Raw genomic sequence first — 21,914 nt, forward strand, 5'->3', positions numbered from 1 at the left:
GCTCGGTGCTCGCGCGCTCAGCGGTCGAGCGATCCGTGGTCACGCGGTCGACGGTAGCTCGAGTAGGAGATCGACCGCCCGCGCCGCACTCTGCACCGCGCTCTCCATCGTCGCCGACCAGTCGGTGGCGGTCCAGTCGCCCGCGAGCACCAGGCTGGGCACCGAGGTCCGTTGCTTCGGACGCAACGCGTGGGTGCCGACCACCTGCGAGAAGGTGGCTTTCGGCATGCGTACGACCTGCGCCTGCACGACGTTCGCCGTGCGCGCCGCCGGGTAGTAGCGGCGCAGCAGCGCCATTTGCTCGTCGACGATCTCGTCGCTGGTCTTGTGGATCTGTTCGTAGGCGCCACTGGTGGTCAGGCAATACAGCCAGGCTTTCGCGGTACTGCGTCCGGTCATCCGCTGCCGATCGAAGACCTCGTCGATGACGCCGGTGCCGCCGATCAGGGCCTCGAACTCGGCCGTGGTGCCCAGCGGGCGATCGAGGTAGAGGTTGGTGCTGACGATCGGGGTGTATCCCAGTTTGTCCGCGGCCGCGTAGATCTCGGCGTGCTCGGGCAGTTCGTCGAGCAGGCCCCCGATGTTCGAGTTGGGCACCGCGCAGACCAACGCGTCCGCCGGGATCGTGGTGCCGTCGGCCAATGCGACGCCGGTCACTTCGCCGTCCGAGATGTGAATGCGGCGGGCCACGGCTCGGTAGCGCACTTGCACACCGTGCTTCTCGAAGACGCGCAGCGCCCCGGTGACATACAACGTGTCCAGATCGGTGGTGGGGTAACCGATGCCGACGGCTCGCCGGTGCCGCAGGCCCAGCCGGATGCCGGTGGCCATCACATCGGCGAACACCTTCGCCGACTCCTGCTGCACCGGCTCGGCCGCGATGCCGAGCGCCAGCCAATCCCACAGCGCCTCACGCGCTTTCGCGGGCATGCCGACCCGGTCGAACCATTGCTCGGTGGTGAGGTCGGGCAGGTCGGCGGGCTGGTTGAGGCACTGCAGGCCGAGGCGGAGGGTGGCGACCGCCGCCCGCGCGCGCTCCAGCGGATTAGCGTCGGGATGCGCGCCGAACAGCGTGCGCAGAGCGCCGATTCCCTTGGTGCGCATCGTGACGCTGCGGCCGTCGGGCCATCGCAGCGTGGCACCGTGCGGAAAGGCGATGTATTGCCGGGTGCCGACGCTCGTGAGATAGCGGAACAGGTGGTCGTATCCACTGGCGATCACGTGCTGGCCGTTGTCCGGCGGGTCGTCCACCGCCTCGGCCCGCATGGCGTGGGTGCGTCCGCCGAGCTGTCCTCTGCGCTCCAGGAGGGTCACCTGCTTGCCCGCCTCCGCCAGCCAGACCGCTGACGCGAGCCCCGCCAGGCCGCCGCCGATCACCACGTATCGCCGTGGGTCGCTCATGGTGCTCTCCCGTCGTAACTTACAAATTGTAAGTTAGGTGCGCGGGCGGTGACTCGTCAAGGGCGGAGCGGTTTTTCACGCTGCCCCGGGCTCACTCGGGACGGGTTGGCATTGCGGGCAGAAGAAGATGCCCCGTTCGCGTTGCACCACGCGGTCGTAATCGGGTGCGGTGTCACCGAGCAGGTCGGCGACCAGCGGTGTGCCGCAGCGCTGACAGGGGCGATGCGTGCGGCCGTAGGCCAGCGGCCGTCGCGGAGGCTTTCGGACCGCTTCGGTCAGGATGCGGTGTGCCTCGTTGACCACGGCCAGCAGGTCCGGGACATCCCCGACCCTGGTCGCGGGATGGACGCGGCGCAGGAAGCAGACCTCGCTGCGGAACACGTTCCCGATACCGGCCAGATTGCGCTGGTCCAGCAGGGCGACGCCGATCGGTTGATCCGGATATCGCTCCAATCGCCGGACGGCTTCGGCCGCATCCCACTCGGGACCGAGCAGGTCGGGCCCCAGGTGGTCGACGATGCGGTGCTCGTCGCGCACGCGCACCACCTCGACCTTGCCCAGCGAGAAGCCGACGGCCTCGATATCCGTGGTGCTCAACACGACCCGCGCGGCGACCCTGGGTTTGGTCCAGCGCTGTCCGCAGTGGAACACGCGCCAGCTGCCCTCCATCTTCAGGTGCGTGTGAATGCTCACGGTAGGCGTGCGGATGAACAGGTGTTTTCCGTAACTGCCGACGCTCTCGACCACTTGTCCGCGCAGATCGACCGTGGCGTATCGCGGCACCCGGAAATCGCTGCGGGTCAATTCCTTTCCCGCCAATGCGGCGCGGAGCCGTTTGGCGGCCAGGAAGACGGTGTCACCCTCAGGCATAGGGCAGCTCCGGCCCGGGGCCGCGCCCACCGCTGGATGGGCGAAACCCTTTTCGCTCGCCTCCGCGAACTCGTGTGGGCGCGCCTTCCCGCAACCCCGAGCCGGTGCCCGGGAGCGCGTTCACGGGCGGCTCCGCAGACGTAGACCGCGCGGGGTGGCGGAGAAACCCGCTTCGGTGAGGAATTCGGCGAACGTGTTGCCGTGCACGGTGTCGCCGTTGACGCGGTCGATGACCAGCGCGTCCACCCGGCGGCGCCGGACCAGGTCGGCGAGCGCTCCGGCGGCGCCACGGCGCGCGTCGGGATCCTCGGTGAAGGTGAGCAGGGTCTTGCCGCCCCGCTCCAGATACAGGACCAGTTCGCCGTCGACGAGCACGACCAGCGCCCCGGCTTTGCGTCCGGGCCGATGCCCGCCCTCGACGTCGCTCTTCGGCCAGGCCAGCGCGGCACCGTACGGATTCGCGGGGTCGCACGCGGCCAGCGCCAGCACCGTGCCGGTCGGTTGCCTGGATTCGGGACGGGCGCGTTCGGCGTCGAAGGAACGCAGCCGGTCGACCACGTCGGTGGTGGAGAACTGGGCGCCGCCGAGCGAGTCGACGAAATAGCCGCGGCGGCAACGGCCGCGATCCTCGAATTCGGTGAGCACGCGGTACATCAGCGCGAACCCGCCCGGTACGCCCTCGTTCTGCACCGAGCCCCTGGTCAGCACGCCGTATCGCTCCAGAAGCAGATCCGCCGTAGCGTGCGCGCGCACGGTGTTGTCCGACACCCGCTCCGGCAGCAGCGACCATCGTCCGGCGACCGAGGGCGGACCGGAACGGGTCGGCATGCTCGGGCGGGGCAGGTAGGCCCGGCCCCGCGGCGCGCGCCGGGGCGTGCGGTGGGCCGTCGTGGTCCGCGTCGTGCCGGACAGCAGCGCCCGCACCGGAGCGAAAGTGTCGCCGGAAACCACGCCCGCCCAGACCAATTCCCACAGTGCGGAGGCCACCGCGGCGTCATCGAGCAGACCGGTGGCGTCCGAGAGCTGCCGGAAGAAGTACGCGCCGCCGCCCTGCGGCACCGGGATCAGTCGTTGCGCGGGGGCGCCGGAGGTCGGGTGCCCCGCACCGGACGCGTATGCCGAGTCGACCGGCGCGGGCCGACCGTTGTCTGTCCCGTATCCGACCGGTGCGGCGGCGCCGCCGGTGTGACCGTCCGTGTCGCCGGATCGCCCGTCCGCGCCGCGACCGTCGCCCGCGGTGGCGGACGGCGCATCCGGCTCGTCCAGCGACACCGGCGCTCGATCCGGGACGTCCTGCGCCGGGCCGGGCGGCGTCCACGGCACGAACGTCGCGCCAAGGGCGTTGAGCAGGCGCGCTTGGGCATCCGTCGGATCGAGTTCGTCCGGCGGCGCGAGGGTGAACGGCGCCTGCTCGGCCAGATGCAGAGCGATCCAGCCGTCCTTGGCGGTGATGGCGCCGTGCCCGGACCAGATCACCTCGCCGGTCGCCATGAGTTCGTCGAGCATGGCGGGGGTATAGCCGGGCACCCGCGCGGGCAGGATGAGCGATTCCCAGGCGGACGCCGGAATCGGCACGCCGGCGAGCTGTTCCACCACGGCGGCCACGCCGTCGACGCCGCGCAGCTCGCCGCCGCCGATGTGCTGCCAGGACGGGAGGAAGCGCCCGAACGCGGCGGTCGAGACCGGCTCGACCTCGTGCCGCGCCGCGGCCAGCGACCGGCGGCGCAGCCGGCGCAACACCTGCGCGTCACACCATTCGGCCCCGGCTGCTCCGGGGGTGAATTCGCCCTCGACCAGCCGTTTTTCGGCGGCCAGGCGTTGCAGCGCGCCGGCGGCGACCGCGGTGCCCAGCCCGAACCGGGCGGCCACCGCCTCCGTGCCGAACGGGCCGTGCGTGCGGGCGTAGCGGCCCACCAGGTCGCCGAGCGGATCGGCCACCGGCTCGATGAACGCCGCAGGCGTGCCGATCGGCAGCGGAACCCCGAGCGCGTCCCGCAGCCGGGCCGCGTCCTCCACCGCGACCCACCAGCTGCGACCGGCGAAGGTAACAGCCAGGGCCCGGCGCGCGGCTACCAGGCTCTCGAACCAGGCGGTGGGGTCCTCGTCGGAGCGTTCGGCGGCCTCGGCCGCGGTCAGGGGTCCGAGCAGGCGCAGCAGATCCGCCAGGCCCTCGGCGTCTCGTGCGTGCCGCTCCGGGGTGAGCCGCTGCAGTTCCCGCTCGGTCTGCTCGATGACCGCGGCGTCGAGCAGTTCGCGCAGCTCGACCCGGCCGAGCAGTTCGGCGAGCAGCCCGGAATCGAGCGAGAGCGCGGCGGCGCGCCGTTCGGCCAGCGGGCTGTCACCGTCGTACATGAACTGCCCGATGTAGTCGAACAGCAGGGCGTTGGCGAACGGGGACGGCGTCGCCGTCTCCACCTCGACCAGCCGGATCTGGCGCCGCCCCACCCGGCCGAGCAGGTCGCGCAGCGACGGCAGATCGTAGACGTCGCGCAGGCATTCGCGCACCGTCTCCAACAGGATCGGGAACTCGGGAAACTTGCGCGCCACGTCGAGCAGCTGGGCCGAGCGCTGCCGCTGCTGCCACAGCGGCGCTCGCTTGCCCGGATCGCGGCGCGGCAGCAGCAACGCGCGCGCGGCGCATTCGCGGAACCGGGAGGCGAACAGCGCCGATCCGCCTACCTGCTCGGTGACGATGTCGTCGATCTCGTCGGACTCGAAGACGAACAGTTCGGCGCCGGGCGGATCGTCGGTGGTGTCGGGCAGCCGCACGACGATGCCGTCGTCGGAAGCGTTCGGTGCGGCGTCCACGCCGAACCGTTCGCGCAGTCGCGCTCCGATGGCCAGCGCCCACGGCGCGTGCACCGGGAGGCCGTAGGGCGAGTGCAGCACCAGCCGCCAGTCGCCGAGTTCGTCGCGGAACCGTTCCACCACCAGCGTGCGGTCGGTGGGCAGGTGCCCGGTCGCGGTGCGCTGCTCGTCCAGCAGAGTGAGCAGATTCGTGGTCGCGTTGTCGTCCAGACCGGCGGTGCCCATGAGCCGCGCGACGCTCTCCGGCATCGGATCGGCGAACTCGCCCCGCGTGCGCCCAACGGCGGGCTCGGCCCCGTCGTGGCGCGGTTGCTCCTGCGCACGAGGCGTTTTCGTCGCACCGCCGTCGCGTCGCGCGCTTTTCCTCGTGCTCGCCTGCCCGGCCGGTTCGGCGACGCGCTCCCGCGCCACCGTGCGGACGAACTCACCGAGCGCCGCGCCGAGTTCGGCGGGCCGTCCGAGCCCGTCACCGTGCCAGAACGGCAACCGCCCCGGCTGCCCGAACGCGGGCGTCACCAGTACCCGATCGAAGGTGATCTCCTCGATCCGCCAGCTCGTCGCCCCGAGCGCGAACACGTCGCCGACCCGGGACTCGTAGACCATCTCCTCGTCGAGTTCCCCGACCCGGGACGCCTTCTCACCCACCATGTACACCGCGAACATGCCGCGATCGGGGATCGCTCCGCCGGAGGTCACGGCCAGCCGTTGCGCGCCGGGCCGCCCGGTGAGCGTGCCCGCGTCGCGATCCCAGACCAGACGGGGCCGCAACTCGGCGAACTCGTCGGATGGATACCGCCCGGAGAGCAGGTCCAGTACCGACTCGTAGGCCGAGCGCGGCAGCGCCGCGTAACTCCCGGTGCTGCGCACGACGTCGAACCACCCGTCGACGTCGATCGAATCCAGCGCGCACGCGGCCACCGTCTGCTGCGCCAGGATGTCCAGCGGGTGCGCCGGGATCTGGATCGCCTCGATCTGCCCGGATGTCATCCGCTGCGACGCCACCGCGCAGTGGATGACGTCGGTGCGGTGTTTCGGGAAGATCACCCCGCGCGAGATCTCGCCGACCTGATGCCCGGCCCGCCCGATCCGCTGCAATCCGCTGGCCACCGAAGGCGGCGCCTCCACCTGGACCACCAGGTCGACCGCGCCCATGTCGATGCCGAGTTCCAGGCTGCTGGTCGCGACCACGCAGCGCAGCCGCCCGCTCTTGAGATCGTCTTCGATCAGCGCCCGCTGCTCCTTGCTGACCGACCCGTGGTGCGCTCGCGCCAGCAGGGGCCCGGCGCCGTGGATCACCTCGGTGGACGGGCCGAGCTGGGCGGGCGGCTCGTGCTCGGTCTCCACCGGTTCGCCGAGCCGTGCCGCGTAGGCCTCGTTCAACCGGGCGGTGAGCCGCTCGGCGAGCCTGCGGGAGTTCGCGAAGACGATCGAGGACCGGTGTTCCAGCACCAGGTCGACGATCGCCTCGTCCACGTGCGGCCAGATCGAGCCCGGCTGGTCGGAGTCGCCCGGTTCGGTCATGTCCGCTACCGGCACCCGCACCGACAGGTCGAACGTCTTCGGCGCCGGGGGCGCGACCAGGGTGATCGGCGCGTTGCCGACCAGGAACCGCCCGACTTCCTCCGGTGGCCGCACCGTCGCCGACAGCCCGATGCGCTGGGCGGGCCGCTCGGTCAGCAGGTCGAGCCGGGCCAGGGACAGCGCCAGGTGCGAACCGCGTTTGGAACCGGCGATCGCGTGCACCTCGTCCACGATCACCGTGCCGACGTCGCGCAGCGTGTCGCGGGCCGCCGAGGTCAGCATGAGGAACAGCGACTCCGGCGTGGTGATCAGGATGTCCGGCGGGGTGCGCAGCATGGACCGCCGATCGGAGGCGCTGGTGTCGCCGGAACGGACGCCGACGGTGATCTCCGGCGGCTCCAGTCCCAGGCGCTTGGCGGTCTGCGTGACGCCGACCAGCGGCGCCCGCAGATTGCGTTCCACGTCCACCGCGAGCGCCTTGAGCGGGGACACGTACAGCACCGAGGTGCCGGCCCGCTCGGGCCGCTGCTCCCGGGTTGCCAGCTGGTCTATCGCCCAGAGGAACGCCGAGAGCGTCTTCCCCGACCCGGTCGGCGCGACGACCAACGTGTGCTCGCCCGCCGCGATCGCCTTCCACGCCCCGAGTTGCGCGGAGGTCGGCGCGGGGAACGCGCCGTCGAACCACTCCTGGGTCGCGCGGGAGAACTGGGCCATGGCTTCAGTGTGCACCCGGACACCGACAAGCACGCCCGTACCGTTTCGCGAGCGAAGCGCGAGCAATCGAACAACGGCCGCCGACGCCGGGCCGTACGCTTCCACAGGTGCAGAAAGTGCTCAGACTCGACCTGGTCAGCCACGGAATGACCGAGGCGATGCGCAAGGCACGCTTCCCGGTGGACGAATCGCTCACCGAGGCGGGCAGGCGGGCGATGGCCGAGTGCGGACCGCTCACGGCCGCGCGGGTGTTCACCGGCCCGGAGCGCCGGACGGTGGAGACCGCCGCGCTGCTGGGTTTGCCGGGCGAGGAGGACAACCGGCTGCGCGACCTGGACGCAGGCGCCTGGCGCGGCGGCGAACTGATGTCGGTACCCCAGGACGAGCTGTACGCCTGGCTCACCGACCCGGCGTTCCGCGGGCACGGCGGCGAATCCGTGCTGGACGTGATCGAACGAACCAGGTTGTGGATGGCCGAGGTGGCCGCGCAGCCGGTGTCCACGATCGCGGTCACCCACCCCGCCGTGGTACGGGCCGCGCTGCTGGTGACGCTGGATGCCCCGCCGAAATCGTTCTGGCGCATCGATATCCCGCCCGGCAGCGTCACCCGCCTGCACTACCGCGGGGAATGGACGCTGCACTTCACCGCCTGATGCCCGAACCCGGGTGGCATGCGGGACCACCGGGGCTATGGGCGCTCCATCGGCCGACCGACGAGAAACGGCCCGGGAGAACATCTCCCGGGCCGCTTCTCGTCCGGGTTCAGCAGTTGGTCGGTGCGGGTTCGCCGCGGAACCTGGCTTCGACGTAGTTCCACGCGTCGGCGAATCCGGCGGCGGCCGCGGTCATGTGCTCGGAGATGTCGACGGTGTGGAACGTCACCGGCGCACCCGCCTTGCAGTACCGGTCGGCGACCTCGGCGACGGGTTGGTAGAAGGTCATCTCGTCGAAGCGGCCCTGCCAGAGGTAGGTAGGCGCGGTGGGCACACCATCGAAGTACCGCAGGCTGTTCTCCCGCAGGACGGCGTGCGCCTCGGGGCTGTCCATGAGGCTCTTGGACGCCGCCATCTGCTCCGCGCTGCGGAAGGCACCGTGGAAGAGCAGGAACCGGCGGCAGGCGTCATGCGTGAACTCCCGGAACCACAGACCGTTCTCGTTGAGCTGGTCGGAGATCGGCAGCCGGTCCGGGTACTCCCGCTCCAGTCCCATGGCGGCGGCGAAGGCGAGGCCGAATCCTGGGTGCGGCGCGAAGCCGAGCGACATCGCCATCTCCTCCAGGTCGGCGGGGATGCCACCGGCCACGGCGGCGGTGAGCTTGAGCTCCGGCGCGTAGGTGGGCTGCATCGCGGCGGCCCACGAGGTGGCCATGCCGCCGCCGGAGTAACCCGCGATGGCCACGGGGGAGTCGGACAGACCGAGAGCGGCGACCTTGCGGACGGCCTTCACACTGTCGAGGGTCATCATGCCCGCCAGGCGCGCGGCGCCGTAGGCGGAGGTGGGGCCCAGGTAGTCCGGCAGCGAGATCGCCCATCCGCGTCCGATGGGCAGCATCGCGCCGACCGCATCCTGCAGCTCGCCGTTGAACAGCGAGCGCGACGGATTGCACTGGGTGCCGAGCGAATTGATCAGCGCCTGATAGGAGACCAGCGGCGGATTCTTGACCCCGGCGGGCAGCAGCACCGTAGTGATGCCCATGACGGGCTTGCCTTGTGACGTGGTGGAGCGGAATGCCACCTGCCAGCCCTCGGTCCCGACATAGAGACCGGTGTCGATCCTGCGGCTGCGCACGACGTCACCGGGGGCGAGCGCCTCCAGGTCGGGCGGCGCGGTGTAGAAGGGATCGGGATCGGGGGTGGGATAGAGAGGCTGAGCCGTTGCGGGCAGGCCGAGCAGGCCGAGCGAGACGAGGCTCACCAGCAAGACCGCAATCCTGGACGGAACTCTGAACACGGGTTTCCTTCGAAAGTCAGCCGTCACCGACCCACCGCCCCGCGGGCACGCCGCGGCGGCGGTGCTTCGGACGGACCGGCACTACGCGAAAAACCGCAGCGAGCGTTCGCTGCGGGACAGAGCAGAAGGAACCGCCGCCGGAGCGACCCTGAGTCGATCATGACGGACGGCCGCACCTCCTTCGACTCCGGGACCGCCGGTAGCCGCGAAGGCGGCACCATCCGTGCGAAAGATAGCGCCCCACCGATCGAGCCGTCGCACCGGAAGGCGTGAATCGGACATGTCACAAAGCCCGTGGCCCGCCATTCGGCAAGATCACTAAAGGAGGCGGCCTGCCCGGCCGCACATCGAATCGGCCTCTCGTTCGGCTCATGCGAAGCTGAGTACCGTCCGTTCGCCCAGCGGGCGTTGCAGGTCGACAACGACCACGCCGTATTCGCGCTTCTGCTCGGGGTTCGCGCCCTGGCACGGCGGCATGCCGCGATGCAGGCCGCGCAGCAGCCGCACGCTCACCCGGTCGGCCGATTCTTCCACGCGCGCGGTGAATCCGATGCTCGGACAGCCGACCGGGCCCGGGATGTGGATCGCGAGCTTGTTCGTCCCGTCTTCGATGTCGTACTCGGAGAAGGGCATCGCCGATGTGGGCTCGAGGTCCGCGGCATGCGGGACGACGATCATCGTGCCGCCCGCGATTCTCCGGGGACCCGGATCGGCGCGCGTTCCCGCCGCCTCTTGCGCGGTTCGCTCCGGCGTGGAGGGGGCGGCCGGGTCCACATGCTGCCCGCACGCGGTCAGCATCCCGAACATCGAGGCGGCGACGATCGCCGCGCCCCTCCTCAGTATTGCCATCTTTCCACCTTCACACAGGTGGGCGTGGGGGCGGCGGAGGAAACGCGGGGCGGCACCGGCTCGGCTCGCCGAAGACGATCGAATGCCCGGATGCGTGGATGTGTTCACCGTCACATGAAGCTGGCACTGTGCTGAGGATGTGCCCATCTTATGGGCTCATAATTGAGCAGAATGCTCAGTCGCTTCGGTTGAGGTTGTGCGTTCAGATCTTCAGGGACACGATATCGCCAACAAGTGCTCAACGATGCGAGGCGCCGGACCGGCGCCGAGCGGACGGGTGGATCTGTATGACCGAGCTCGCCGACCGCGATCTGATCGCAGCTCCCTACGACCTTGCCGACCGTTACCGCGTCGGCTCCGGGACCGTTGTCCTCACCGGCGTCCAGGCCATCGCGCGGCAGCTGGTCGAGCAGCACGTGCGTGATCTGCGTGCCGGGCGGCGGGTGGGGACGTTCGTCTCCGGGTATCAGGGCAGCCCGCTCGGCGGCGTCGACAAGATGCTGGCCGGCATGCCGGGCGTCCTCGCCGAGCACGACATCTCGTTCGTCCCGGGATTGAACGAGGAACTGGCCGCCACCTCCGTGTGGGGCAGCCAGGCCGATCTGCCCGCGGGCACCGCGACCCATGACGGCGTTGTCGGTGTCTGGTACGGCAAAGGTCCCGGTCTGGACCGCGCGACCGACGCTCTGCGGCACGCCAACATGTACGGCGCGAATCCGCGCGGCGGCGTCTTGCTGCTGGTCGGCGACGACCCGGCGGCCAAGTCGTCCACCGTGCCCGCGGTGAGCGAGCGCTCGCTGGCGGCGATGAACATCCCCGTGCTGTTCCCGCGCAACGCCCGCGAGATCATCACCATGGGCCTGCACGGGGTGGCGCTGTCGCGCGCCTCGGGCTGCCTGGTGGCGCTGAAAATCGTCGCCGATGTCGCCGACGGCGCCTGGACCGTCGACGGTTCGGTGGGCGACATCGACCTCGTGGTGCCCGAAATCGACTGGGAGGGAAAGCCCTTCCACTACCGGCAGCGTCCGATGGCCGCTCCGGCCGACAGTCTGCTGGCCGAGGCGGATCTCTACGGTCCCCGCTGGGAGCTGGTACGCGCCTACAGCACACGCAACGGACTGGACGTGATCGAGGTCCACCCGTCCCACGCCACGATCGGCATCGCCGCCACCGGGACCACCTTCGACGCGGTCCGTCAAGCGTTGCTCGACCTCGGCGCGGACGACGACGCGCTGCACGCCGCGGGAATCCGGCTGCTGCGCATCGGGATGCCGTATCCGATCGCGCCCGATCGCGTCCGGGAGTTCGCCGCCGGGCTCACCCGGCTGATCGTCGTCGAGGACAAGACGGCCTTCGTCGAGACCCAGATCCGCGACATCCTGTACGGCATCGCGGGCGCGCCCGAGATCGTCGGCAAGCGCGACCACGCGGGTCGCCCGCTGTTCGGCGCCGACGGCGAACTCACCTCCGGGCGCATCGCCGCACCGCTGCGCCGCCTGCTCGACGGACACCTCTCCCTGAAACGTCCACTGCCGCAGCCGCTGTCGCTGTCGGTGCTGCCCGCCAAGCGCGCCGCCTACTTCTGTAGCGGTTGCCCGCACAACCGTTCAACGGCCGTCCCGGAAGGCTCGCTGGCGGGCGGCGGCATCGGGTGTCATACCTTGGTGACCATGTCCGCCCGGACCGACAGCAAGGTCACCGGGCTGACCCAGATGGGTGGCGAGGGCGCGCAATGGATCGGCCAAGCCCCGTTCACCGACGTGCCGCATCTGTTCCAGAACATCGGTGACGGCACGTATTTCCACTCCGGCCAGCTCGCCGTGCAGGCGTGCGTCGCCGCGGGTGTGAACATCACCTTCAAGCTGCTGCACAACGACGTGGTCGCGATGACCGGCGCGCAGCACGCCGAGGGCGCGCTCACGGTGCCGATGCTCACCCACAAGCTCGCCGTCGAAGGCGTCCGAAAGATCATCGTCTGCGCCGACGAACCCGGGCGTTACCGCAAGCGCGATCTGGCTCCCGGCACCCTGTTGTGGCACCGGGACCGCCTCGACGAGGCGCAGCGCGCGCTGCGCGAGATCCCCGGCGTCACGGTGCTGATCTACGACCAGCACTGCGCTGCCGACGCGCGGAGGCAGCGCAAGCGCGGCGCCCTGCCGGTGCGCCGCACTCGGGTGGTGATCAACGAAGCGGTGTGCGAAGGCTGCGGTGATTGCGGCGTCCAGAGCAATTGTCTGTCGGTGCAGCCGGTGGATACCGAGTTCGGGCGCAAGACCCGAATCGACCAGACCTCCTGCAACACCGACTACAGCTGCTTGAACGGCGATTGCCCTTCGTTCGTCACAGTCGAGCTGCCCGATCCGGCGAAACGGAAGGAGCGCGGCACGAGCAGGCGGCCACAGCCGCCGCGGCTGCCGGATCTGCCGCACGAACCGCCGACGACCACGCAGAACGTCTTTCTCGCCGGCATCGGCGGCACCGGCATCGTCACCGTGAACCAGGTGCTGGCGACCGCCGCGATGCGAGCCGGGTACGAGGTGGCGAGCCTGGACCAGATCGGCATGAGCCAGAAGGCCGGACCCGTGGTGTCGCACCTGCGCTTCGCCGTGGACGCGCTGGAGCCCGCCAACCGGCTCGCCCCCGCTTCGGCCGATTGCGTCGTGGCCTTCGACCTGCTGGCCGCCACCGACACCAAGAATTTGGCCTACGGGTGCGCCACGACGACCGTGTCGGTCGCCTCCACCAGCAAGACGCCGACCGGAGACATGGTCTACGACAAGTCGGTCGCCTATCCCGACGAGGCGGCGCTGTTGCGGCGGCTGGAGCAGGTCTCGCGGTCGGTGCGGTCCTTCGACGCGCTGGCCGCCGCGGAGGTCCTCTTCGGTGACACCGCCGCCGCGAACTTCCTGCTGATCGGCGCCGCCTACCAGCTCGGCGGCCTGCGGTTGCCGCGCTCCGCGATCGAGGAGGCCATCGAGATCAACGGCGTGGCCGTGGCGGCGAATCTCGCGGCGTTCCGCTGGGGGCGGGTGGCGATCGCACGGCCGGCGGAGTTCGCCGCCGCGACCACCCGCCGCGCGGCCGAACCGGCCCCGGTGGCGGTACCGGCGGACCTGTTCGAGGGATTGACCGCGACGGGAGAGACCCGGCGCCTGGTCGAGCTGCGGGCTGTGGAATTGATCGGTTTCCAGAGCGTGGCGGTGGCACGCGCCTACGTCCGCACGGTGCAACGCATCTGGGCGGCCGAGCGCCGGGTGACCGACCGTACCGAGTTCAGCGAGCAGGTGGCGCGCGGACTGTACAAGTTCACCGCGTACAAAGACGAGTACGAGGTGGCGCGGCGGCTCACCGACCCGGCCTTCCTGGCGGAGGTCGCCACGCAGGTGCCAGAGGGGGCGAACCTCACCTACCGGCTGCACCCACCGGTGCTGCGCGCGCTGGGACGGAAGAAGAAGATCGGCATGCGGCCGGGCAGTCACTTCGCCCTGCGCTTGCTGGCCAAGGGAAAGCGGCTGCGCGGCACGGCGTTCGACCCGTTCGGTTACGCGCGCGTGCGCCGCGTGGAACGCGAACTGCGCACGCACTACACCGCGATGGTGACGAACCTGGCCGGCATGCTGGACGGATCGGGCTATGACCGCGCCGTGCGGGCGGCGGCGCTCGCCGATGTGGTGCGCGGCTACGAGGACATCAAGCTCGCCGGCGTCGCGCGCTACGCCGAAGGCTTGCGGGAACTCGGTATCGAGCCGCCGCGATGGTGACGGGTGCCCTCCGGCGGTGCTCGCCGGTCGGTGCGTTCACCCGCGAATCCACCAGTGCTTCGCCCGGCCTGGGTTCCGTTGCCGGAGGAAGAACACCGCAAGAAAAAACCCGGTTCGGACGGTGTGAACCGTCCGAACCGGGCCTGTAGTAGCGGGGACAGGATTTGAACCTGCGACCTCTGGGTTATGAGCCCAGCGAGCTACCGAGCTGCTCCACCCCGCGTCGGGTAAGGACAACACTACACAGGGTGGTGCCAACAACCCAATCGCCTGGTGGGAGCGGGTGCGGCGAGCGGTTCAGCCGAACTCGATGCCCTGCGCGAGGGGCAGTTCGGTGGAGTAGTTGACGGTGTTGGTGGCTCGGCGCATGTAGGCCTTCCAGGAGTCCGAGCCGGATTCGCGTCCGCCGCCGGTCTGCTTCTCACCGCCGAAGGCGCCGCCGATCTCTGCGCCGGAGGTGCCGATGTTGACATTCGCGATGCCGCAATCGGATCCGTCGGCGGCGAGGAAACGTTCGGCCTCGCGCTGGTCGGTGGTGAAGATCGCGGACGAAAGACCCTGCGGCACTTCGTTGTGCAGGGCGATCGCGCGATCGAAGTCGTCGTAGGTGAGCACGTAGAGGATCGGCGCGAAGGTCTCCTCCCGCACCACCGCGGTCTGGGCGGGCATGCGCACGATGGCGGGCCGCGCGTAGTAGGCGTCCTCGCCGAATCCATCGACGCGTTCGCCGCCGCACACCAGCTCGCCGCCGTCGGTCACCGCCTTGTCCAGCGCCGCGCGCATTCCGGTGTAGGCCTTGCCGTCGATCAGCGGCCCGACCAGCACCCCCTCGTCGAAGGGGTTGCCGACGGGCAGTTGCCGGTATGCCCGCTCCAGCCGGTCCATCAGCGGGCCCGCCACGTCCCGGTGCACGATCAGTCGCCGCAGCGTGGTGCACCGCTGCCCGGCCGTGCCCGCCGCCGCGAACACGATCGCCCGCGCCGCGAGGTCGAGATCGGCGGACGCGGTGACGATCGCGCCGTTGTTGCCGCCCAGCTCCAGCAGGCAGCGCCCGAGCCGCTCGGCCACCCGCGGCGCCACCAACCGGCCCATCCGCACCGACCCGGTGGCGCTCACCAGCGCGACCCGGCTGTCGTCGACGAGCCGGGAGCCCGCCTCGCTCCCGCCCTGGATCAGTTGATGGATCTCGGGATCCGCGCCGACCTCGCCGGTCGCGCGCCGGAGCAGGGCGTGACAGGCCAGCGCTGTCAGCGGCGTCGTCTCCGACGGTTTCCAGACCACGGTATCGCCGCAGACCAGCGCGATCGCCGTGTTCCACGCCCAGACCGCGACCGGGAAGTTGAACGCCGAGATCACCCCGACCACGCCGAGTGGATGCCAGGTCTCCATCAACCGGTGGCCGGGACGTTCCGAGGGCATGGTGTGGCCGTACAGCTGGCGGGACAGGCCGACGGCGAATTCGCAGATGTCGATCATCTCCTGCACTTCGCCCGCGGCCTCGGCGGGGATCTTGCCCGCCTCCAGCGTCACCAGCTCGGCCAGGTCGCTCTTGTGTGTGGTGAGCAGCTGCCCCAGCCTGCGCACGACACCGGCCCGGACGGGAGCGGGAACGCCGCGCCAGCCCCGGAAGGCGGTAGCGGCCCGGCCGATGGCGGCATCGACCTCGTTCGGCGAGGTGGACCGCAGGGTGGTCAGCTGCCCTCCGGTGATCGGAGTGCGCGCGGGCAGATCGCCGGGTTCCGCTGGCAGCGCACCGAATCGGCGCAGTACCGCCTCCGCGCGGGCGGTGAGTTGCCGGGTGGTCCGAACGTCCAATACCTCGGTCATCTGTTGTACCGCCGTACCTTTCGGCCGCGTCGCGGCGTGTCTGTCCCCTCGAGTGGGAGGATGGAGGTCAGGTTTCGGACACGAGGCGGGCCGCCTGAGTTAGCCTTCGCTGATGGCGGATACACCGGCAAGACCCGTACTCGATGACATCGATCGCCTGCTGATTCGTGAACTGATGGCCGATGGACGGGCCACTCTGTCCAACCTGGCCGAGAAGGCGAGTCTGTCGGTGTCCGCGGTGCAGTCCCGGGTTCGCCGATTAGAGGCGCGCGGTGTGATCCGCGGGTATACCGCACACGTCGATCCCGAAGCGCTCGGTCAACTGCTGTCGGCATTCGTCGCGATCACTCCTCTCGACCCGTCGCAACCCGATGACGCGCCCGCGGTGTTGCAGCACATCCCCGGCATCGAGGCGTGCCACTCGGTGGCCGGGGAGGAAAGCTACATCCTGCTGGTGCGTGTGGCGTCACCGCGGCACCTCGAGCAATTGCTCCAAGAGATCAGAGCCACTGCCAACGTGCGCACCCGGAGCACCATCATCTTGCAGACATTCTATGACAGGTAGCGATTCTGTGTAATTAATACGGATAGTCATAGAGGTTCCGTAAATTTTTACGTACCCTCAGGGCGTGACCATCGAACTGGAACGCACCCGCCCGGCGGTCACCCCCGCCGCCCGGGTCCATGAGATCTTGTCGGCGAGCATCCTGGCCGACGGCTTCGACCTGGTGCTCGACCTCAACCGTTCCCGTGGCTGCCGCCTCGTCGACGAACGCGACGGCAGCCCCTACCTCGACATGTTCGGTTTCTTCGCCTCCAACGCGCTGGGCATGAACCACCCCGCCCTCGCCGAGGACCCGCGGTTCCTGGCCGAACTCACCGCCGCGGCGGTGAACAAGCCGAGCAACTCCGACATCTACACCGTCGAGATGGCCCGCTTCGTCGAGACGTTCGTGCGGGTGCTCGGCGATCCGCGGCTACCGCACCTGTTCTTCATCGACGGCGGCGCCCTCGCGGTGGAGAACGCCCTCAAGATCGCGTTCGACTGGAAGAGCAGGCACAACGAATCCCAGGGCCGCGCAGCGGAACTCGGCGCCAAGGTGCTGCACCTGACCGGCGCGTTCCACGGCCGCAGCGGGTACACCATGTCGCTCACCAACACCGATCCGGTGAAGACCGCGCGCTTTCCGAAGTTCGACTGGCCGCGCATCAAGTCCCCTTACCTCACCGACGCCTTCGACATCGAGGAGGCCGAGGCGTGCGCGCTCGCGCAGGCGCGTCGGGCATTCGAGGAAAACCCACACGACATAGCGTGTTTCATCGCCGAGCCGATCCAGGGCGAGGGCGGCGACCGGCATCTGCGCCCGCAGTTCCTGCAAGCCGTGCAGCAGCTGTGTCACGAGCACGACGCGCTGTTCGTGCTGGACGAGGTGCAGACCGGCGTCGGCATGACCGGAACGGCCTGGGCCTACCAGCAACTCGGCCTTGCGCCGGACGTGGTCGCTTTCGGTAAGCGGACCCAGGTGTGCGGCGTCATGGCGGGTGGCCGCGTGGACGAGGTGCCCGACAACGTGTTCGCGGTCAGCTCCCGGCTCAACTCGACCTGGGGCGGCAACCTCGCCGACATGGTGCGCAGCAGGCGCGTCCTGGAGGTGCTCGAGCGGGACGAACTGATCGAACGGTCCCGGCCGCTGGGGGCGCACCTGCTCGAGCGGCTGGGCGCGCTCGCCGCCCGGCACCCCGATGTCAGCGAGCCGCGCGGGCGCGGCCTGATGTGCGCGATCACGCTCTCGTCGTCCCGGCTGCGCGACGAGGTGCTCACCGCGCTGCGCGAGCGGGAGCGGGTGCTGATCCTCGGAACCGGCGAGCGGGGCATCCGGTTCCGTCCTCCGCTGACGGTCACCGGGGCCGAGCTGGACGAGGCCGTCGATGCCATGGACCGGGTCCTTACCGGCCTGGAATAGCCCGCGAACAGGAGGTTCCGGGTATCTCGGCGCGCCAGGTGGGTGCGCCGGAATCCCGGATCCTCCTGCTGGACTTGGCATCCATGCCGTCACCACTCTCCGAAGAGGCGCGGCACTCGAACACGGGTTCGCCATCCGGCCGTCATCCCGACGGACACACCCGCGTGATGCGCTGACCTGGCACCAGCACGCCGGTCGTCGAGTGGTCAGGAGATGACCGGACGCAGGCCCAAACCTCCTTCGACGAAACGGCGGACGGACGTCAGTCCGGCATCCAGGGCCGCTTCGTAGCCCGGGCGTGCCCACCCCGTCACCGCCGCGGTGCCGTCACCTGCCGGCGTCGCCCCGATCTCGGCCACCAACTCGGCCGTGGTCGGTTCGCAGACCGCCCAGGAGAAATGTGTCTGCTCCACCCAGCCCGCAGTGCGCCGGGCCACGTAGTCCGGTTCGGTGATGCCACCCGAGGCCAGGGCCGGTCGGTCATCGATGCGGTCGTCGGCGCGCAAGGCGCGCAGATACCAGGCGCCCGCGTTGATCTCGATCGGCTCCATCAGCGTCCGCCCGTTGCGCCGCGCCGGTAGCCGGCCGAGGCGACCAGCGCGTCCGCCACCACTCCGCCGAATTCCGCGACGCCGACCGGCCTCGCTGCGACATGATCGGATGGCCGCGCCGCCGTTTTTGCGCGTTTCGCGGTATCCCGTCGGATTTCGGGTAGCTCGGTCATGAGGAAGAGGCTAGCGGGAGGTTCTACGACATGGGCGAGCTGTGGTTCGGCCACTACCGCCTCGATCGGCTGCTAGGCAGCGGCGGCATGGGCGAGGTCTGGCTCGCGCACGACACCACCGCCGACCGTGCCGTCGCGTTGAAGGTACTGACCGCCGCCTACGCGGCCGACCCCAAATTCCGGCAGCGATTCACCAGGGAGGCTCGGCTCGCCGCCCAGGTGCGCGGGCCGCACCTGGTGCCGATCCATTCGTTCGGCGAACTCGACGGCCGCCTGTACATCGATATGGAGTACATCGAAGGCTCCGACGTGGCCGCGCTGCTGCGGCGGGCGGGGCGGCTGGAACCCGAGCGCGCGATCGAGATCGTCGTGCAGACGGCCCGCGCGCTCGACATCGCGCATCGTGCGGGCCTGGTGCACCGCGACGTGAAGCCGTCCAACATCATGGTGACGCCCGACGGCACCGCCTACCTGATCGACTTCGGCACCGCGCAGCGCAGCGACCAGCCCGCGATCACCGCCACCGGCAATGTGGTGGGCACGCTGGCGTACATGGCGCCGGAGCGGTTCGACGGGTCGGCGGTACCCCAGTCCGATCAGTATTCGCTGGCCTGCGTGCTGTACGAGTGCCTCACCGGGCGAAGGCCGTTCGACGACGGCGACCCGCCGCGCATGTTGCGCGCCCACCTGATGCAAACCCCTCCGCTCGCCTCCGAGCTGAATCCGGCCTTGCCGCCCGCACTGGACGCGGTGATCGCACGCGGCATGGCGAAAGACCCCGCCCTGCGCTGGTCCAGCGCCGGGGAACTGGCCTCGGCCGGGTACGCGGCCCTGACGGGCCAGGACGCCACCACGGTCGAACTCGCGTCGTCGGTGCCGACCTTCGTGCTCCCGCCGCCGCGTGGGGTCGTCCGGACCGGCGCCGCGCCCGAAGCGCGAACGTCTTCCGGATCGCGTCTGGCGCTGGCGGCTTTCGCGGCGCTCGTCGCGCTGGTCGCCGGGTCGCTGTGGCTCGGGCGCCCGGACGCGGCCGACGCGGGACCGGCCTCCGCTCCCGCCCAGTCTCCGAAGCAGGAACCGTCCGCGCCGCCGTCGCATGTACCGGCCACGCGGGCGCCGGTGCCCATTTCGGCGCCCATCCTGGTCCTGCCCGGCCCGGGCCAGCCGTGTGACCCGGTGGTGGACGTGCACAGCGTCACCGTGGACGGCCTCGTGCTGACCTGCACTCCGTTGACGGGGGGCCGGTCGAGCTGGCTTCCGGCAGCGCCGGCCGCGGGCGGTGTCGCCGCGGAGAACGTCGACGACTCGAACCAGTCCGGACACCCCGCCTCGGAAGACAAGCCCGGCCGGGGCAAGCCCGATCACGCGAATCCCGGCAACGGCAACGGCAAGCCCAAGGCCAAGCCGGGTAAGTAGGCGGGCCGTCGCCGGACTGTCGTCGAGCACACAGTGGTGCGTGCGGCGGGGTGCGGTTACGCTCCGAAAGAGGCCACTTCTTCGGTATCGGCACGGTGAGCTGCTGATTTCCGTTGTTCGCGCCGCAGGTGGAGGCCGGGTCGACCAGCTGTCAACGGTGACTGGAGGTTCGCGATGGGGGAGGTGCGATTCGGGGGTTACCGGCTGGAGCGACCGCTCGGCAAGGGCGGCATGGGTCAGGTCTGGCTGGCGTACGACATGGTGGCGGCACGACGAGTGGCGTTGAAACTCCTGCCCGCCGACCTCGCGGCCGCGCCCGGATACCGCAAGCGGTTCGAGCGTGAAGCCGAAGCCGTGGCGCAGTTGCGCGACCCGCACGTGCCGCGGATCCACCGATTCGGCGAGATCGACGGCCGGCTCTACATCGACATGCAATTCGTCGAGGGCGCCGACCTGGCGGGCAAGCTGGTAACCGAGGGCCCGATGCCACCGGCCGTCGCGATCGGCGTCATCGGCCACGTCGCCGCCGCGCTCGATGTGGCGCACCGGGCCGGGCTGGTGCACCGCGACGTCAAACCGTCGAACATCGTCGTACATCCCAGTGGCTTCACCTATCTGATCGACTTCGGCATCGCGCACGGGCTCGGACAGACGGCCGTGACCACCACCGGCATGGCGATCGGCACCCTCGCGTACATGGCCCCGGAGCGGTTCAGCGGAAAGGCGGACGGACGCGCCGACGTCTACTCGCTGGCCTGCGTGCTCTACGAATGCCTCACCGGTGCGCGGCTCTACGGCGATACCGATCCCGCGCAGCAGATGCATGCCCACCTGATGGCGCCGCCCCCACGCGCCGGTTCGATGTGCGCCGCCGTCCCCGCCGCGCTGGACGCCGTCATCGCTCGCGGTCTGGCCAAGGAGCCGCGCGAGAGATTCCCGACCGCAGGAGAATTCGCCGCGGCCGCGCGAGCCGCGATCGGCGCGTCCGCTCCGGAGCCGGTAGCCGCGGACTCGAAAGCCGCAGCAGCCGCATCGGAATCCGTGAATCCCGAGCGGCCACGGCGAACGCCTATCCCGACCGAAGTCCTGCCGAACCCGGGCCCTCCACCGACCCTTGTGGCCACCAAACTCGACTGGTCGACAGTCGCGCCCGATCCTGAACCGGTTCAGCATGTTCCGACTCCCGGCTCGGCACTGCGCGGATACGCCGGTGCGCAGCGTCCGCCCGCATCCGCCGGTTATCCCGTTGCAGGACAGCCGTATCCAGCCCCCGGACGCGGGTCGTATCCCGCCGGACCCGCCCGGGGCACACAGCCGGGGTGGCAGGAACGGTTGCTCGCTCGCGTGCTGCCCCCGAAGCACGGCCCGGTCGCATCGCCGTATCGCGCGCCGGCGCGAAAGGTCTTCCCGGCGGTGCAGCGTCCGGCCCCGCCGGTCGCGCAGCGTCGTCCGGGCGTCCCGGTCCCGCGTCGTCGGCCGCGTCGTCGCCGGAGTCTCCTGTCGAAGATGATCGGCGCGCTGATCGTGGTGTTCCTCGCGCCGTTCGCGTTCGCGGCGGGCTGCGTCGCGTTGATCGCGGCGGGAACCAGGGCCGGTGATTCCGGCGCGCCCGCGCCCACCTTGCCGCCCTCGGCGGTGGCGGTGGAGAACCCCGGGCCACCCGGGGACGACCGCGCATCCGATCCGGCCGCCGTGGCGCCGGCGGGCAGTCCCGTGCGCGACGGCAAATTCGAGTTCGTCGTGACGAACGTCGACACGGGCGTTGCACGAGTCGGATTGCAGCGGGCCACGGGCTCGTTCCTCATCGTCACGCTGGCCGTGCGGAATATCTCCGACGAGACGAAGTGGTTCCTGCCGATGGGCCAACGCCTGCTGGACGCGCGGAACACGCCCTTCGACCACAACGCCACCGCCACCATGTGGCAGAACACCCAGCAGCGCCTCGGCTACTCCTTCGAGCTGCGCCCCGGGCAGTCCGCCACCACCCAGCTCGTCTTCGACTTGCCCCGGACGGCGACCCCCGACCACTTGGAGCTGCACGACTTCGTCCTCTCCGGCGGCGTGCGCGTCCACATCCCCTGAACGCCCCCGCGCGTCACCACCGCGCCG

General features: G+C 70.2%; 14 protein-coding genes, 1 tRNA gene and 1 pseudogene. 6 read left to right on the forward strand and 10 right to left on the reverse strand.

Going from position 1 to position 21,914, the window contains the following annotated elements; translation table 11 throughout:
- Positions 1-39 precede the first annotated feature (39 nt).
- From hpnE to ACZ6DL_RS31680, 4 genes and pseudogenes are all read right to left on the reverse strand, one after another.
- The gene (hpnE, locus tag ACZ6DL_RS31665) at positions 40-1,401 is read right to left on the reverse strand and encodes a hydroxysqualene dehydroxylase HpnE (protein WP_466056616.1); all 1,362 of its coding nucleotides are present in this window, start codon (positions 1,399-1,401) and stop codon (positions 40-42) included.
- A gap of 75 nt (positions 1,402-1,476) precedes the next feature.
- Complete coding sequence (locus ACZ6DL_RS31670; protein WP_466056618.1) at positions 1,477-2,271, reverse strand: DNA-formamidopyrimidine glycosylase family protein; 795 nt, start codon at positions 2,269-2,271, stop codon at positions 1,477-1,479.
- A 120-nt stretch (positions 2,272-2,391) separates the two neighbouring features.
- Positions 2,392-3,099: an Lhr family helicase gene (locus ACZ6DL_RS31675; RefSeq protein WP_466056770.1), complete on the reverse strand. Its 708-nt coding sequence runs from the start codon at positions 3,097-3,099 to the stop codon at positions 2,392-2,394.
- A gap of 93 nt (positions 3,100-3,192) precedes the next feature.
- Positions 3,193-7,314 (reverse strand): annotated as a pseudogene (locus ACZ6DL_RS31680) (ATP-dependent helicase); the annotation flags it as partial.
- Between the two features lie 107 nt (positions 7,315-7,421).
- Between ACZ6DL_RS31680 and ACZ6DL_RS31685 the strand changes: the two are divergent.
- Positions 7,422-7,967 (forward strand): histidine phosphatase family protein, encoded by a 546-nt coding sequence (locus ACZ6DL_RS31685; RefSeq protein WP_396987873.1) that lies wholly within the window; start codon positions 7,422-7,424, stop codon positions 7,965-7,967.
- Positions 7,968-8,076: 109 nt separating this feature from the next.
- Here ACZ6DL_RS31685 and ACZ6DL_RS31690 read toward each other — a convergent pair whose 3' ends face one another.
- Both ACZ6DL_RS31690 and ACZ6DL_RS31695 read right to left on the reverse strand, forming a co-directional pair.
- Positions 8,077-9,243 (reverse strand): lipase family protein, encoded by a 1,167-nt coding sequence (locus ACZ6DL_RS31690; RefSeq protein ID WP_435825876.1) that lies wholly within the window; start codon positions 9,241-9,243, stop codon positions 8,077-8,079.
- A gap of 390 nt (positions 9,244-9,633) precedes the next feature.
- The gene (locus ACZ6DL_RS31695; RefSeq protein WP_466056619.1) at positions 9,634-10,113 is read right to left on the reverse strand and encodes a hypothetical protein; all 480 of its coding nucleotides are present in this window, start codon (positions 10,111-10,113) and stop codon (positions 9,634-9,636) included.
- Between the two features lie 287 nt (positions 10,114-10,400).
- Here ACZ6DL_RS31695 and ACZ6DL_RS31700 point away from each other — a divergent pair, with 287 nt between their 5' ends.
- Positions 10,401-13,874 (forward strand): indolepyruvate ferredoxin oxidoreductase family protein, encoded by a 3,474-nt coding sequence (locus tag ACZ6DL_RS31700; RefSeq protein WP_466056621.1) that lies wholly within the window; start codon positions 10,401-10,403, stop codon positions 13,872-13,874.
- 149 nt (positions 13,875-14,023) lie between these two features.
- On the opposite strand, the gene ACZ6DL_RS31705 is transcribed toward ACZ6DL_RS31700, so the two are convergent.
- Positions 14,024-14,097, reverse strand: a tRNA-Met gene (locus tag ACZ6DL_RS31705).
- Between the two features lie 74 nt (positions 14,098-14,171).
- Positions 14,172-15,701, reverse strand: a complete 1,530-nt coding sequence (amaB, locus tag ACZ6DL_RS31710) for an L-piperidine-6-carboxylate dehydrogenase (RefSeq protein WP_466056623.1) — start codon at positions 15,699-15,701, stop codon at positions 14,172-14,174.
- 112 nt (positions 15,702-15,813) lie between these two features.
- Between amaB and ACZ6DL_RS31715 the strand changes: the two genes are divergently transcribed.
- The gene (locus tag ACZ6DL_RS31715; protein WP_039796222.1) at positions 15,814-16,266 is read left to right on the forward strand and encodes an Lrp/AsnC family transcriptional regulator; all 453 of its coding nucleotides are present in this window, start codon (positions 15,814-15,816) and stop codon (positions 16,264-16,266) included.
- 64 nt (positions 16,267-16,330) lie between these two features.
- Complete coding sequence (lat, locus tag ACZ6DL_RS31720; RefSeq protein ID WP_466056625.1) at positions 16,331-17,665, forward strand: L-lysine 6-transaminase; 1,335 nt, start codon at positions 16,331-16,333, stop codon at positions 17,663-17,665.
- Between the two features lie 206 nt (positions 17,666-17,871).
- On the opposite strand, the gene ACZ6DL_RS31725 is transcribed toward lat, so the two are convergent.
- Together ACZ6DL_RS31725 and ACZ6DL_RS31730 are read right to left on the reverse strand one after the other, a co-directional pair.
- A complete protein-coding gene (locus ACZ6DL_RS31725; protein WP_466056627.1) occupies positions 17,872-18,216 on the reverse strand; it encodes a hypothetical protein in 345 nt (114 codons plus the stop codon).
- Positions 18,216-18,389 carry a hypothetical protein gene (locus tag ACZ6DL_RS31730; protein ID WP_466056629.1) on the reverse strand — a complete coding sequence of 58 codons (174 nt, stop codon included), beginning with the start codon at positions 18,387-18,389 and terminating at the stop codon, positions 18,216-18,218. The genes ACZ6DL_RS31725 and ACZ6DL_RS31730 overlap by 1 nt, the downstream gene beginning before the upstream one ends.
- 30 nt (positions 18,390-18,419) lie before the next feature.
- Here ACZ6DL_RS31730 and ACZ6DL_RS31735 point away from each other — a divergent pair, with 30 nt between their 5' ends.
- Positions 18,420-19,805 (forward strand): serine/threonine-protein kinase, encoded by a 1,386-nt coding sequence (locus ACZ6DL_RS31735; RefSeq protein WP_466056631.1) that lies wholly within the window; start codon positions 18,420-18,422, stop codon positions 19,803-19,805.
- A 174-nt stretch (positions 19,806-19,979) separates the two neighbouring features.
- The gene (locus ACZ6DL_RS31740; protein WP_466056633.1) at positions 19,980-21,887 is read left to right on the forward strand and encodes a serine/threonine-protein kinase; all 1,908 of its coding nucleotides are present in this window, start codon (positions 19,980-19,982) and stop codon (positions 21,885-21,887) included.
- Positions 21,888-21,914: the final 27 nt, after the last annotated feature.

Source organism: Nocardia sp. NPDC041819 (genome assembly GCF_055590505.1).

What these genes read in the sequence shown, in the direction of transcription:
- ACZ6DL_RS31740 (WP_466056633.1), top strand. Translation starts at nt 19,980, where the DNA reads ATGGGGGAGGTGCGATTCGGGGGTTACCGGCTGGAGCGACCGCTCGGC.
- ACZ6DL_RS31730 (WP_466056629.1), bottom strand. Translation starts at nt 18,389, where the DNA reads ATGACCGAGCTACCCGAAATCCGACGGGATACCGCGAAACGCGCAAAA.
- ACZ6DL_RS31725 (WP_466056627.1), bottom strand. Translation starts at nt 18,216, where the DNA reads ATGGAGCCGATCGAGATCAACGCGGGCGCCTGGTATCTGCGCGCCTTG.
- amaB (WP_466056623.1), bottom strand. Translation starts at nt 15,701, where the DNA reads ATGACCGAGGTATTGGACGTTCGGACCACCCGGCAACTCACCGCCCGC.
- hpnE (WP_466056616.1), bottom strand. Translation starts at nt 1,401, where the DNA reads ATGAGCGACCCACGGCGATACGTGGTGATCGGCGGCGGCCTGGCGGGG.
- ACZ6DL_RS31695 (WP_466056619.1), bottom strand. Translation starts at nt 10,113, where the DNA reads ATGGCAATACTGAGGAGGGGCGCGGCGATCGTCGCCGCCTCGATGTTC.
- ACZ6DL_RS31735 (WP_466056631.1), top strand. Translation starts at nt 18,420, where the DNA reads ATGGGCGAGCTGTGGTTCGGCCACTACCGCCTCGATCGGCTGCTAGGC.
- ACZ6DL_RS31675 (WP_466056770.1), bottom strand. Translation starts at nt 3,099, where the DNA reads ATGCCGACCCGTTCCGGTCCGCCCTCGGTCGCCGGACGATGGTCGCTG.
- ACZ6DL_RS31715 (WP_039796222.1), top strand. Translation starts at nt 15,814, where the DNA reads ATGGCGGATACACCGGCAAGACCCGTACTCGATGACATCGATCGCCTG.
- ACZ6DL_RS31670 (WP_466056618.1), bottom strand. Translation starts at nt 2,271, where the DNA reads ATGCCTGAGGGTGACACCGTCTTCCTGGCCGCCAAACGGCTCCGCGCC.
- ACZ6DL_RS31700 (WP_466056621.1), top strand. Translation starts at nt 10,401, where the DNA reads ATGACCGAGCTCGCCGACCGCGATCTGATCGCAGCTCCCTACGACCTT.